This is a genomic window from Paenibacillus sp. GYB004, from assembly GCF_036577605.1.
Lineage (GTDB): Bacteria > Bacillota > Bacilli > Paenibacillales > NBRC-103111 > Paenibacillus_AB > Paenibacillus_AB oceani.
Genome location: NZ_JARBDB010000052.1, coordinates 202,995 through 215,898, shown reverse-complemented (window position 1 = coordinate 215,898; position 12,904 = coordinate 202,995). Strand labels below are relative to the sequence as shown.

Genomic DNA, 12,904 nt, shown 5'->3' with positions numbered 1-12,904 from the left:
TCCGAAGAAAGAGGGCCGCTGCCGGACCGCCCGGGCGATGATATCCGGCCGAATCCGGCAGCATAGGGGCCGATTCTCGCTTCATGAATGTTCGGGATAGATTTGGAAATATCGGTGCATAGTAATACTTGACAATCGCGCCGATAAGGAGACTTTCCCGATGAGCTACCGCCTCGTCCTGCAAACGGATATGCACGAATTAACCGACCGGTTCAACGTTACACAGGTGCTCGCCTTTCATGAACGAAATAGCGAGATCGCGCCCACCGGGCTTGTTGCCGCGATATTCGGAAAGCAGTCCGAACGTTTGCTGGACGAGTGCCGCTGGGGGTTGATGCCTTATTGGGCCAAAGCGTCCGTTCAGGCCGATACCCGTTCCGTTCTGACGAATAAATCGTTCGATTATATGCTGAAAAGACAACGCTGCATCATTCCTTGCAGCTCCTATTACAGCGTGACCCCCGGACAACGCGGCCGCAAGCAGGAGCGCCGCCTGCTCCATAAGGGACGCCTGCTGGCCATCGCCGGCGTATACGACCTGTACAAAAATCCGTACGGCGAGGTGCTCCGGACGTGTACGATCTTATCCGTCCCGGCGAGATCCGCCGGCCAGGACGGACCGGTGCCGATGCTGCTCAGTCCCGCTCAGATGGACGCATGGCTCTCTACCGAATTTTTGGCTAAAGGCGATTTGGTGGAGATGGTCGAGGACATCGCAGCGATTCAGCCGGAAACGGCCGGACGATCTCCCGAAACGCCTGCAAGCCGCGAAGCCGAAGAGGAACCCGCCGGATATCCGGTACAGCCGGTACTTTGAGGGACTGGGGGATTCGCTGCACGTTCCGCTTTGCTATTAGGAAAAACCGTCCGGTATAAGTGTCCGGACGGTCTTTTGACGTGCAAGCCCACACGTCTGTATGTGGGAAGCGAATAGGTACCTTCGCTCGCTCCAGCCGCTCGCCCTCAGTCGTGTTGTCTTCATGGGGTGGTATGGCTAACGAACCCGACACTCGTTATCAGAGCCGAATGCGGACGTTTGAATGTGTAACGAACTCATGTATGGTTATTTCCGCAAATCGGATTGTTTTTTTCTACTTTCGTTTCGATAACGATCCCTGGATTCGTTACGTCTGGAATAACGTCGTTTTTCAGCCATAAGCACGATCCGATTCGTTAGTCATCGAACCTGAGTATACTAACATAATAAGGGTTTTTGGCACCCTCCCTATTTTCGGCATTTGGGGACGATAGCGACGTATAGAGGCGGTTTGTGAGGCTGCCGATTCAATGTGGACAACCGAGTGGAAAGGGAAAAGATTACCTTCTGGCGAGTTTTGTCTGGAATCCCCTACCTTGCAATCCTTATTCAATCAAGGGATTCCCGATTTCAGCCCACTAAGGGCAGGTATACCCTTTTCCCGGTTTTTAGCAGATCCAAACCGCTTCCCCCATCCGAGCAAGCTATTGGACAAATAACAGGTACAAACCGTGTACAAACCGCTCCTATTTGGGTCCGGGGCTTTCTTCCCCCCTTCTCCGCTTTAGTACGATTTCGTATCCGCATCTTGTCCGGATCAGCTATCTGCCGATCCCTTATTGTGCGGAATAACCGCCGTCGATCGGAAGCTCGATGCCGGTAATATACGAAGACTCGTCCGAAGCGAGGAACAGCGCACCCGCCGCAATATCTTCCGGAGCTCCGAGACGGGGCAGCGGAGTCTGGGCCTGGAACCATTGTTTCATTTTCTCGTCGGCCATCAAGTCCACAGTCATCGGCGTAGCGATATATCCTGGGTGAATCGAGTTGGCTCGGATATTAAACTTGGCGTAATCGATCGCAGTCGCCTTCGTCAGCAGACGGACGGCCCCTTTGCTCGCCGTATAAGCGCCGGCTCCGCTTCCTCCGGTTAAGCCTGCGATCGAGGAGATGTTGATGATTGAACCGCCGCCGCTTTGAATCATGTGAGGAATGACGTGTTTTTGCCCCAGAAACGTTCCCGTCAAATTGATATTCATAATCCGGTTCCACTCTTCCACCGTCATGTCGAGCAGCGGAGTCGCCCCGGATATGCCGGCGTTATTAACCAGAATATCGATTTTGCCGAACTGCTTGACGGTTTCGCCGACAATGCGAACCCACTCTTCCTCCTTAGATACATCTTGCCGGAATCCGATCGCTTCCCCGCCGTTTTGCTTAATCTCGGCCACCACTTGCTGAATTTTGTCTTCCTGGATATCCGAGATGGCGACCTTGGCCCCTTCTTTGGCGAACAAGAGCGCGTCCGCTTTTCCCATACCGCCGCCTGCACCTGTAATCAACGCTACTTTCCCTTGTAATCTTCCCATAACGGATGACCTCCCTGGGTATCGTGTGTAGTCTTAGATCCGATTGCCTGGGCGTCCTTCGCCCGAGACGTTCCTTTTTTACAGCCAAAACCGTTCTTCGTTCTTACAAAGTAAGTCCGCCGTCAATCGTCACGATCGAACCGGTCATATAGCTGGCCTTGTCCGACGCCAGGAAGGCGACCGCTTCCGCCATCTCCTCCGGCTGGGCGTAACGTCCCATTCTCATGTTGGACACTTCCTCCGGAACGTAGCCCGACTGCTCGAGCATTTTCGGCACGCTGGCCGTCAGCGCCGTTTGCACGCCTCCCGGACAGATTGCATTGACGCGGATGCCTTTTTTGACATATTCGAGCGCCGCCGATTTGGTCAGTCCGACAACCGCATGCTTGCTGGCCGAATAAGCCGCGACGCTGTGCTCGCTGCGAATCCCGGCCGTAGACGCCGTATTAATGATGCTGCCGCTGCCTTGGCGTTCCATCACTTTCAGCACATATTTCAGGCCGAGGAAAACGCCCTTCACATTAACAGCCATGACACGGTCGAATTCGGATTCCTCGATATCGCTAAGCATGGAGAACTTCTGGATAATTCCCGCATTATTAAAGAAAACGTCGATACGTCCGTAAGTGTCCACTGCTGTATTCACATATCGCTGCACATCCTCGCTGACCGCAACGTTGGCCTGTACGAATATCCCTTCCCCGCCTTGCTCCCGAATCAGCCGGAGCGTCTCCTCGCCGGACTCGGCGTTATAATCGACCAGTACGACCTTCGCCCCGCTTGCGGCTAGCTTTATAGCGCTGGCCCGGCCGATCCCGCTGCCTGCACCTGTAATCAATGCGATTTGATTCGAATTTGTCATTCTGATTCTCCCCTCTCGCAATGCTTGATTCGTGATATGATTTCTATCACTATGATAGTCATTATATCACCTCTACCCATCCGGATACAATCGAACAATTTCCAGCCTTCCATTGACTTTGCACTGGTTGTCTGCTAGCATGACTTCGACTATATCTCAAGCTAGGGGGCGGTTGCGGGTATGGACCCCAAAAGCAGATGGGAACAAGAACGGCAGGAAAGCAAAAAGCAGCGGGAATTAAGCATTATGGAAGCCGCAGAACGCGTATTTATCCGCAAAGGGCTGGAGAAAGCGACGATGCAGGATATCGCTGCGGAAGACAACGTCGGAGTCGCTACCGTATTCCGTTATTTTCCGAGAAAGGAAAAGCTGATCGTCGCCGTCGCCGCAAAACGGATCGAAGATCAGGTCTCCGTCTTCCAATCCGTTGCCGATATGCCCGGAACGTGTCTCGACAAGCTCGGCAAGCTGTTCGATATATTCATCTCCTTTACAGAGCCGAAATATGTAGAGAGCATGCGGATGCTGGAAGCTTTTGAAAATTACGCGGCGCTCTCGACCGAACCGCTCGAAGATATCGCCTTGTATAATCAGGCGCATCACCGGGTATCCGCTATTTTTTTCACCATTATCGAAGATGGCCTTCACGACGGTTCGATCCGCTCCGATATTCCGGTTCGGGAGACGTTGTCGACGATTGCGAATACGATGGGCATTTTCTCCAAGAAGCTAAGTTTGCAGAAAAACATCATCATGCTCGAATCGGACCTGCCTCCCGAAACGCAGCTTTTATTGCTGAAGCGGATTTTTCTCGATTATTTGAAAGCGCCCGTCGCTGATCGCAGCTAAACCAGCGCTGCTGTACATTCGGTACGTATGTCGCAAGCACGAATAAACCTCCGAAGCCGTTTTCGAGTAACTTTCGAGTAACGGACTCGGAGGTTTATTATTTTTTAGCTATCCGTTCAGCGAACCTGCGGCACATCCAGCCATACGCCGCCCCGCTCCACAGCCTGCTGGGCGATTAAGCCGGGCAGCGTATATTCCATCGCTTTGTAGACGTCGATGCGGGGAGGCGTTCCGTTCTCCAGCGCTTCGATAAAATCGCGGATCAAGTAATACTCCGAAGTCCCGTGGCCGCCCTTCGTCGCTTCCTCAGGCGCGTTCGGATCGCTGATCTCGCAGCGCAGCGGCTGAGCGGTCTCCCCATATTCCGGGTGATCCTCGACATAGATCCAGCCGTCGCTGCCGTAGCCGAGACGTCCGTTCTCGATCTGGCCCTTCGATCCGTACAGCGCAAAATGTCCCGTCGCCGGCTTGCGCGGAGCGACCGAGCTGCGCAGCAGCTTGATCGTAGCGCCCCGTGCGGTCTCGAACAGCGCCACCTGCATATCGGTACAGCCGACGCCGCCGGCGGGCAATACGGTCTTGGACGTTCCCGAACCGGTTGCGCGCACAATCCGGTCGTTCATCATCTCCAGCAGCGGTCCCAGTGAATGCGAACAATAATGAAGCGGCGGCCTCCGGTCGCGCCAGTACACCTGACCGGTCGCCGGATCGATGATCCGGTCGCGGATTTCGTGCACGTATTCGCCCTCGGCATGAAAAATCGTACCGAACAGTCCTTCACGCACCCATTTTTTCCACGTTTGCATAAAATGGAAATAAATCGTATTTTCGGCCATCATATACGTCCGTCCCGTACGCTTTACCGTCTCGACGATCCGGAAGCAATCCTCGACGGTTGACGCAGCCGTCACTTCGCACAGCACATGCTTGCCCGCCTCGAGCGCGGCAATCGTCTGAGCCGCATGAACCGGCACCGGCGTGCCGATCATGACGATATCCACATCAGATTCGAGCATCCGGTCAAACGAATCGAAACGTCCCGCTTCGGCAACGCCCAGCTCGTTGCCTGCGCGTTCTAGCAACCCGCTGTCGGTATCGCATACCGCCGTCACCCGGATTTGCGGATGATGCATGTAAGCCGCAGAACGCCGGGAGCCTCCCAGTCCGACGAGGCCCATTTTCCATACTTTACTCATTCGAGCTTACCTCCCTATATGCGGCCGTACGGCCCCGGGTGCCGCCTCGTCTGTCCGGCAAGCAGCTTCCTCCGCCGATCCAGGCGCAAAATGCAAGCGCAAGCGGCGCGTTTTCTTCAAAATGCGAGCTGGCCGCCGTCTACGACGATCGTTTCCCCTGTAATGAAAGCAGCATCATCCGAGGCGAGGAAAGCGAACACGCCGGATATATCTTCCGGTTTGCCTACCCGCCCGAGCGGAATTTTCGTTTTAATATAGTTTTCGATAAATTCCGGACTGTCGATCGCGGCCGACATCGGGGTTTGAATATAACCCGGGCATACAGCGTTCACGCGAATTCCACTGGCTCCAAGCTCCAGCGCCATCGTTTTTGTCAGCAGGACGACTCCGCCCTTCGAGGCGTTATAATGAGCGTAATTCGCTTCGCCGACCAGCCCGTTGGTGGACGCCATATTCAGAATGACGCCTCCGCCTTGCGCCGCCATCCGCTTGGCCACACTCTGGGCTACCCAGAACATGCCGTTCAGGTTGACATCGATTATTTTCTTCCAGTTGTCCGGCTTGATCTCAAGTACCGGCTCCTCCCAGGCGATACCGGCATTGTTCACCAGCACATCGATCCGTCCGAAACGTTCGGCCACCGCGCTCACCGCTCGCTCGACCTGCTCCGCGTCCGATACGTCGACCACGAGGCTTTGGACGATCGTGCCTTTTGCAGCAAGCTCCGAAGCCGCCTCGTTCAAGTCGGCCTCCACATTGGACAACAGCGCAAGCGACGCTCCTTCATCCGCGAACCTCTCCGCTACAGCTCTGCCGATGCCTCGGCCGGCTCCGGTGATCAGCACGACTTTTCCGTTAAATCTGTTCATCTGCACGTCCTCCCTTCCTTGAGTCAATCACGGGTTTTGGCGATAACGTCGATCTCCACGAGGATTCCGTCGAGCGCTCCTCCGAAACAAGTGCGAGCCGGCATCGGCTCCGTGAAATGGGTGCGGTACATCTCGTTAAATCTGGAGAAATCGTTCATATCGGCCAAAATGACGTTCACCTTCACAACGTCGTCCATCGTGCAGCCTGCCGATTCCAAAATGCCTTTTATATTTTGCAAAGTAAGATCGGTCTGTTCCTCGATCGTCTCCCCGATGACGCGGCCTTCCAGATCGAGCGGACCTTGGCCGGATACGAAAATAAACCCTCCCGATACGATACCTTGCGAATAAGGGCCGTCCCCGGGGGACGCGTCTTGCGTGCGAACCGCTTTTCTCATCGGTCATCCTCCTCGTCTGTGTTGGATACTCCGCACCAGGCGGCAATCGTTCTTGCGTACAGCTCCGTCAGGCGGAGCAGCGAGTCGATCTCGACATATTCGTCCGCCGCGTGCGCATTCGCGCCTGACGGCCCGATGATGACGGCCGGCGTCGGACTGTGCAGATTAAACATAAACGCGTCGCAGGCAAACGGCGCTCCCTTCACGACCGGCTCCTCACCGCATACGTTTCGGGCTTCGTTCTCCAGGACGGAGAGCAGCGGAAACTCCGGGGCGACCTCGGAACCCGGCAGGAAGCGGATCACCTTGCGGAATTCAGGAATCGCCGCATCGCTGCCGAACATCGCCGTATACCCGCCGATCAGCTCCTGCTGCAATTGCTCCTCCGTCACGCCGGGGTAACATTCCACCCAGATGTCGATATCGCATCGTTCCGGACCGACGTCGCACAGCTCGGCCTGCATATCGCCGGCCTCGGCCCGGGTCGGGATAATCGGCATCTCGGATACGGCCGCATACCACGGCGCGGGTCCGGGCTTCCGGCTTCGCTCCTGCTCATGCTTCTGGAGAAATACAAGAAACTTGCCTGCGTCGAACAATGGATTGACGAGCGTCTCTCCGCTGAACGACAGCCCCGTCTTCCCCCGGAACGTGACGCGCCACAAGGCGCCGCCGCGGGTTGCCGGACAGATCGCCAGATTGGTCGGCTCCGGAATGATCGCCGCATCGGCGTTGTAACCCATCAGGCGGCCGGCGAGCGTTCCGTTCGCACCGCCGAACTCTTCGTCCACGACGGATTCGATCGTAACGTCGCCGCCCGGGTGAATATCGAGCTCGATCAGACATCGCACCGCCATAATCGAGGCCGCCAATCCGCCCTTCATATCGAACGAGCCGAGACCGTACAGCTTGCCGTCCGACTCATACGGCTCCCATGGCGAGCGAGACCAGCCGGAGGCAACGACCGCCGTATCCGCATGACTCGAGAACAGCAGCGAGCGTCCGTCTCCTTTCCCTCTCCAGATGCCGGCGACATTGGGCCGATCCGAATATTCTTTCCCCGGAAAATACGCCTCATGGCTTCGGAAGCCCGGCGCCTCTTCCGGCGAATACAGCGCCGTTTCGAGCCCCAGACGCTCCAGCACGCCGGCGATATGCCGCTGGCATTCCTTCTCCGTCCCGTCCGTCACCTTGTTTACGGTATCGTACCGGATCAGATCCGATACGAGTCCGATAACGGCGGATCGATTGTCCCGGACCCACCGGGAGATGCGTTGTTCCAGTTGTCGGCTGTCCAAGAAAACCCTCCTTCCCCGGTACGGCTGCGACTGGCGCGGCCGCACCGGTCTGATGCGATCATTTCTGCTTCAGCAGCTCCAGCCGCTTGCGGCGAATCTCGTCGTTATGCCGGTCCGTAATCCGCCTCATCCCTTCGCCGATCGCATTCCACGCCATATCCGGGAACGTAGCGCGGTAATCGTTCGATTCGGAGCCCCGGTACCCCCAGACGAGAATTTTGCGTGCGCCGGCGTCGTAAGCGGCGTCGGTCGCCCAGATGATTTCTTCCTCGCGTCCCGGAGGCGTGGCGTACCCTTGGATCCAGATGTTATGATCTTTATTGTGTTTTTTGCACACATCCAGATTGAGCTTTGTTTTTTCGTACACGAAATCGTACGGATGGACATCTTTCTGACCGAGCCAGTACGGATCGGAGCCGATGTTCTCCAGCGTATCGAGTCCGCAGATCTGCTCGATCGAGTCGAGATTGATGCCGTAAGAACCGCCGAGCATGACGCAGACGATGTTTTCCATTTCCTTTTTCTTGCTGTACTCCGTCACCTCGCGGAAATAGTCGACGACCGACCAGATCCGGAACTCTTCGACCTGCTCGTCGAACTGCTCCGGCATATCTTTGCCGTATTTGTCCCGGAACAACGATTTGCACCGGCTGCAGGCGCACGTGAATACTTTCGGCTTGCCGTTTTCCATCGACTTGGCCGCAAGGTGCGGCTCGTCCCAGAATATGCTCTTGCCGCCGATATCCAGCACCACATCGATCCATTCCTTCGTAAACTTGCGGAAGTCCGGGCTGTTCAGGCAGGCGCGGACCGGATCGACCGAACCGTCCGAATACACCTGATGGCTGTCCGGGTAATAGGCGAGAAAATGCGATTTGTCTCCCGGAGGTCCGCCAAGGCCCCAGTTGTCGACCCAGACGTCCAGCCCGTGCCCTTCGGTCATTTGAATGATTTCCTTCATAATCCGGCGGTGGCGGTCCCAGTCGGTATGGGAAAACATATGCACGACCAGGTTGAAGTGACGGTTTACGATATCACGCAAATCGGTTTCTACATGGCGCAATATCCGGTTGCCGTGGTAAGCGACCCCTTTTATCAGCTTATCCGGTTGATGATGGATCATATCGGTTGGCTCCTTTTATAAATATATTGGAAAATATGCACCCTTACCTTCGCTCGCATTAACGCACTTTCCCTCTGGCGCTCACGTTCCAGAACGATTCGAACTGCCCGTTTCGGGTAACGGCCACCCGGTCGGTCAAGTTCACGACGGCGCAGCAGTGAACCGGAATAAAATCGAGAATGTCTCCGATCGCAAGCCCCTGCTCCTCCGGCGCCAGCTTCAACATGCCGTGCTCTTCGGTCAGCCACTCGAGCGTGATGCCCGGACGTCCCGGCACGTAACCGCGTCCGGTTCCAAGCGGCGAGTCTTCCCCGTCGCTGGAAAATACTTTCGACCCGGCGTCGATGACGGCGCGGTCCGGAGCCGGGCGGCTGATGACGGTCGCTCGTACGGTTAGCGCGCAGCGCTCCAGCTCGTGGGCGCCCAGCTTCACCTGCATCAGGTCGCCGAACACGTAGGTGCCGGGACGCAGCTCGGTCGCCCCGGGGATCGCCGCGGCATATGAGCTTGAAGGCGTCGAGCCGACGCTGACGACGGTAACCGGGTATCCGGCCTCGCGCAATTGCTCCGCCATCCGGACGGAGGTGCCGACTTCCCGCTCAGCCGTCAGGCGGATCGCTTCGGGATCCGGCACATCGTACGACTGGCCTGCGAACGTCAGCAGCCCATTCAGACGAAGCCACGGATGGGAAGCGATCACGCCGGCCAGCCGGATGACGTCTTCTCCCGGATTCAGGCCGACCCGTCCGAAGCCGCTGTCGATCTCGATCAGCACGTCGACCGGGACTTCGGCCAATCGTCCGGCTTCGGCTACGGCTTCGACGCCTTCGATGCTTTCGACCGCTACGGTAATATGCGTCATAGTCAGAAGCGCGGCAAGCCGCTTAATCTTATCCCCACCGATAACGGGATAGGCGATCAATATATCGCTGATTCCGGCTTTTGCCAGCACCTCCGCCTCGCCGAGTTTGGCGACGGTGACGCCGATCGCCCCGGCCGCCATCTGCATGCGGGCCACTTCGGGCATTTTGTGGGTTTTGGCATGTGGCCGCAGGCCGATTCCGTGATCGTCCGCAATTTGCTGCATATGACGGATGTTGCGCTCTACTTTATCCAGATCGATCATGATGCAGGGCGTGTCGTAAGTAGGTGAATTCATCGTGTATCCTCTTTCCCTATAAAACGATTTTAGCAAGTTGTTCCCGGCGGCCCGAGAACGGCCCGACGGCGTGCCATTCGCACCTGCAGCCTTCCGATTCGTCTGTAAAAACAGCGACGGAAAGTCCCGTCTCCACCACGCCTTCCAGCTCGAAGCGGATTTCGGTACGGTATTCCGATGCCGCTGCGGATACGATCCGCGTTCTCCGTTTGTCTTTGCAGTAAGCAGCGATCCGGTCGTAGCTTTCAAATACCGGTTTCTCCGGCCAGCGGGCGAGCCGCTCGGAAATCCCGCTGACGATCGCAAGCCATTCGTCCGGCGGAATGACGGCGATCCGCTGCTCGTGCGTCATCAGCGTTCCGAAAAACCGGCTGCCAACGCCGATTTTTAGCGCCGCAGCTCCCCGGTCCACCGCCCGGCTTATGTCGTTATGGCCGTTCTCTCCTGCGAACACGGTGCACGAACCGAGAAACTCGCCCACACCCATATGCGTATCCGGTGTTTTGTAGCCGCCGAGATGATGGGCGACCACGTTCCAGAATCGGTGGTCGGGCTCCATCGGTCCGTAATTGAACCCTTGATGGCCGTACGGATAAGGCTCCCAGCTGTAGCTGTTCGCCGACCAGGCGACGCCGAACGGAATGAGCCCCATCGTAAACGGCTGATTGCGCTTGTATAAATACGGCAGAGCGTTTAATCCGAGCTCATCGTAGTGAATGTTAACCGTACGCGACGGAGTGATGTCCCATTTCGCATAAAACGAATCGAGACGCTGAAAATGCTCCGCCAGCTCCTCGGGCTCGTATTCTTCACCGTTGTGCTTCAAGTAAATCTGATCCGGCTTGCACCGCTCCAGCTCGTCGAACGAATGGGCGCTGATCTCAGCATTCCCTTCCCGGGATAGCCGGCTCGCCGCCTTCAAATCCTCTTCGTCCAGATCCTCCAGAAACAAGCCGAGATTCGGGATCCAGCCGTGCTCGTTCAACACCCGCACGTAATCCAGATGATCGTACGAACCGGATACGTCGTCGATTCGGCATGTGACGAACGGGGGCATCAGCAGCGCCGCAAACGGCTTGCGTGCAACCCATACGATGCTCCGCCACAACAAATCGTCCAGCCCCATCGCATGGCCGAATACGCTGCGTTGCCACAGAAGGGGCGAGAAATAAAACGCGCAGCGCTTCCCTTCGTCCACAAACACTTTGCGGACGGTCGCCGCAAGCGGACGACCCGCCCCGTCCTCGGCGATCGTCTCGAAGGAATTCGTCTGACGGGTTACCGCCGTACCCGGTACGCTGCGGAGAAAGCGGTAATGTGCGCCCGCTTCCTGCCAAGCGCTGACATAATGCGTCGAATCGCCGAACCGGATATCGTCAAACTCGGCCGGAACCGTATCCTCGATGCCGAAAAACAGCCGGACGGCAGCTTCCGCCTTGTGAATCGCCCCGTCCCAGCTTAACGCTCCGCAGCCTTTGCGCACGGCGGTAACGATCTCTTTCCATAAAGCCTCGCCGAGAGCCGAAGCGATACCGTCATGAGCCAGCACGATTGCCGCCGCATCCGCGAGCGGCTCCGGATCCGCTCCTTCCCGGGCCAGGTCGATTAATCGATAAGGAAAGCCGAAATGGTGAATGGCAGGCAGCAAGGTCCGTTCGAACACGGTATACTCCGCTTCGAGCGCCGTATTCACTACAAGCAGCAGGACGCGGTTGCCCGTACTCGGGTAATTGCCGGTTGCCTGCAGAACAACGTCCATACCCCTCTACCTCCAATTACGGTCTTAATAGCACTTTCGCCACCTTGCCGGGGTTGCCCAGCAGTTTCTCATACCAGACCGCCCCTTCCTCAAGCGGGGCTTCCGTCAGCCAATTCTCGGGAAAGCCGGCTTTTCCTTCGGCCAGCAGCCTCAGCGCCGTCTCAAAATTGGCCGCCGAATATGCGAAAGAGCCGAAGCCCGTTATTTCATTACGAATCATTACGTTGACCGGCAGGGGCGATTCCGCTTCGTGCAGCCCCGTAAATACAACCTTGCCTCCCGGAGCGGTCAGCTCCGCGCATTGTCGGCGCGTAATTCCCGATCCTACCGCATCGACGGCGATCTCGACCCCAAGCGCTCCCCCGGCGCGAACCTCCGCGGCAACGTCGCCTGCTTTTGGATCGATCGGCTTCGCCCCGAGCTCCTCGGCCATGTCCAGCCGCTCCCGGTGTAAATCTACCGCATAGATCGTCTCCACGCCGTATACTTGCAGCGCCTGAATGACGAACAGCCCGATCGGGCCAAGCCCGAAGACAATCGCCCGGTCGCCGGGACGCGGAGCGGCCAGCTCCGCCGCTCGCACGCCGCAAGCGAGCGGCTCGGCTAGAGCCCCCTGTTTGAACGATATAGAATCCGGCAGCGGATAAACGAAACGGGCCGGAAGCTTAACCCACTCCGCATTGCTTCCCGGCAGGGCGGCGCTGAGCAGCTTGCGGCTTGTGCACAGCTGCTGGCGTCCCGCGAGACAATACGAGCATAGTCCGCACGTCACAAGCGGATTGGCCGTCACTCGTTGTCCTGGCGAGAGCGTCGTCTGGCGCGCCGCTCGCTCTCCAATCGATTCGATCGTACCGGCAAACTCATGGCCGAATATAAGCGGAGGCTGCCGCAGCGCATTATGCCCCAAATAGCCGCTTAGTTCGGAGCCGCATATGCCGGAATACGCCACGCGGATCAGCACCTCGTCTTCGGCGGGCTCCGGACGCTCGACTTCGCGGATACGCATCTGCTTCGGACCTTCATAGATCAATGCTTTCAACTTGGA

General features: G+C 57.2%; 12 protein-coding genes. 2 read left to right on the top strand and 10 right to left on the bottom strand.

Annotated features, from left to right (window positions below; translation table 11 throughout):
* Positions 1-160: 160 nt before the first annotated feature.
* Positions 161-817 carry an SOS response-associated peptidase family protein gene (locus PV433_RS22440; protein ID WP_332074276.1) on the top strand — a complete coding sequence of 219 codons (657 nt, stop codon included), beginning with the start codon at positions 161-163 and terminating at the stop codon, positions 815-817.
* A gap of 776 nt (positions 818-1,593) precedes the next feature.
* On the opposite strand, the gene PV433_RS22435 is transcribed toward PV433_RS22440, so the two are convergent.
* A complete protein-coding gene (locus PV433_RS22435) occupies positions 1,594-2,346 on the bottom strand; it encodes an SDR family NAD(P)-dependent oxidoreductase (RefSeq protein WP_332074275.1) in 753 nt (250 codons plus the stop codon).
* A gap of 103 nt (positions 2,347-2,449) precedes the next feature.
* Positions 2,450-3,208, bottom strand: a complete 759-nt coding sequence (locus PV433_RS22430) for an SDR family NAD(P)-dependent oxidoreductase (protein ID WP_332074274.1) — start codon at positions 3,206-3,208, stop codon at positions 2,450-2,452.
* 180 nt (positions 3,209-3,388) lie between these two features.
* On the opposite strand from PV433_RS22430, the gene PV433_RS22425 reads away from it, so the two are divergent.
* The gene (locus PV433_RS22425; protein WP_332074273.1) at positions 3,389-4,057 is read left to right on the top strand and encodes a TetR/AcrR family transcriptional regulator; all 669 of its coding nucleotides are present in this window, start codon (positions 3,389-3,391) and stop codon (positions 4,055-4,057) included.
* A 116-nt stretch (positions 4,058-4,173) separates the two neighbouring features.
* Here the strand turns inward: PV433_RS22425 and PV433_RS22420 are convergent, their stop codons facing one another.
* From PV433_RS22420 to PV433_RS22385, 8 genes are all read right to left on the bottom strand, one after another.
* On the bottom strand, positions 4,174-5,253 hold the full coding sequence (locus PV433_RS22420) for a Gfo/Idh/MocA family protein (protein ID WP_332074272.1): 1,080 nt from the start codon (positions 5,251-5,253) through the stop codon (positions 4,174-4,176).
* A gap of 116 nt (positions 5,254-5,369) precedes the next feature.
* Positions 5,370-6,122, bottom strand: coding sequence for an SDR family NAD(P)-dependent oxidoreductase (locus tag PV433_RS22415; protein ID WP_332074271.1), 753 nt, complete (start codon positions 6,120-6,122; stop codon positions 5,370-5,372).
* A gap of 23 nt (positions 6,123-6,145) precedes the next feature.
* Complete coding sequence (locus PV433_RS22410) at positions 6,146-6,520, bottom strand: RidA family protein (protein WP_332074270.1); 375 nt, start codon at positions 6,518-6,520, stop codon at positions 6,146-6,148.
* Positions 6,517-7,818: a M20 family metallopeptidase gene (locus PV433_RS22405; RefSeq protein ID WP_332074269.1), complete on the bottom strand. Its 1,302-nt coding sequence runs from the start codon at positions 7,816-7,818 to the stop codon at positions 6,517-6,519. The genes PV433_RS22410 and PV433_RS22405 overlap by 4 nt, the downstream gene beginning before the upstream one ends.
* A 58-nt stretch (positions 7,819-7,876) precedes the next feature.
* Complete coding sequence (locus PV433_RS22400) at positions 7,877-8,941, bottom strand: hypothetical protein (protein WP_332074268.1); 1,065 nt, start codon at positions 8,939-8,941, stop codon at positions 7,877-7,879.
* A 58-nt stretch (positions 8,942-8,999) separates the two neighbouring features.
* Positions 9,000-10,100: an alanine racemase gene (locus PV433_RS22395; protein ID WP_332074267.1), complete on the bottom strand. Its 1,101-nt coding sequence runs from the start codon at positions 10,098-10,100 to the stop codon at positions 9,000-9,002.
* A gap of 16 nt (positions 10,101-10,116) precedes the next feature.
* On the bottom strand, positions 10,117-11,859 hold the full coding sequence (locus PV433_RS22390; RefSeq protein WP_332074266.1) for a hypothetical protein: 1,743 nt from the start codon (positions 11,857-11,859) through the stop codon (positions 10,117-10,119).
* A 16-nt stretch (positions 11,860-11,875) separates the two neighbouring features.
* On the bottom strand, positions 11,876-12,898 hold the full coding sequence (locus PV433_RS22385; RefSeq protein ID WP_332074265.1) for a zinc-dependent alcohol dehydrogenase: 1,023 nt from the start codon (positions 12,896-12,898) through the stop codon (positions 11,876-11,878).
* Between the last annotated feature and the right edge of the window lie 6 nt (positions 12,899-12,904).

Coding starts and splice junctions, on each gene's coding strand:
- PV433_RS22400 (WP_332074268.1), bottom strand. CDS start 8,941: ATGATCCATCATCAACCGGATAAGCTGATAAAAGGGGTCGCTTACCAC.
- PV433_RS22395 (WP_332074267.1), bottom strand. CDS start 10,100: ATGAATTCACCTACTTACGACACGCCCTGCATCATGATCGATCTGGAT.
- PV433_RS22430 (WP_332074274.1), bottom strand. CDS start 3,208: ATGACAAATTCGAATCAAATCGCATTGATTACAGGTGCAGGCAGCGGG.
- PV433_RS22415 (WP_332074271.1), bottom strand. CDS start 6,122: ATGAACAGATTTAACGGAAAAGTCGTGCTGATCACCGGAGCCGGCCGA.
- PV433_RS22425 (WP_332074273.1), top strand. CDS start 3,389: ATGGACCCCAAAAGCAGATGGGAACAAGAACGGCAGGAAAGCAAAAAG.
- PV433_RS22420 (WP_332074272.1), bottom strand. CDS start 5,253: ATGAGTAAAGTATGGAAAATGGGCCTCGTCGGACTGGGAGGCTCCCGG.
- PV433_RS22390 (WP_332074266.1), bottom strand. CDS start 11,859: ATGGACGTTGTTCTGCAGGCAACCGGCAATTACCCGAGTACGGGCAAC.
- PV433_RS22440 (WP_332074276.1), top strand. CDS start 161: ATGAGCTACCGCCTCGTCCTGCAAACGGATATGCACGAATTAACCGAC.
- PV433_RS22435 (WP_332074275.1), bottom strand. CDS start 2,346: ATGGGAAGATTACAAGGGAAAGTAGCGTTGATTACAGGTGCAGGCGGC.
- PV433_RS22410 (WP_332074270.1), bottom strand. CDS start 6,520: ATGAGAAAAGCGGTTCGCACGCAAGACGCGTCCCCCGGGGACGGCCCT.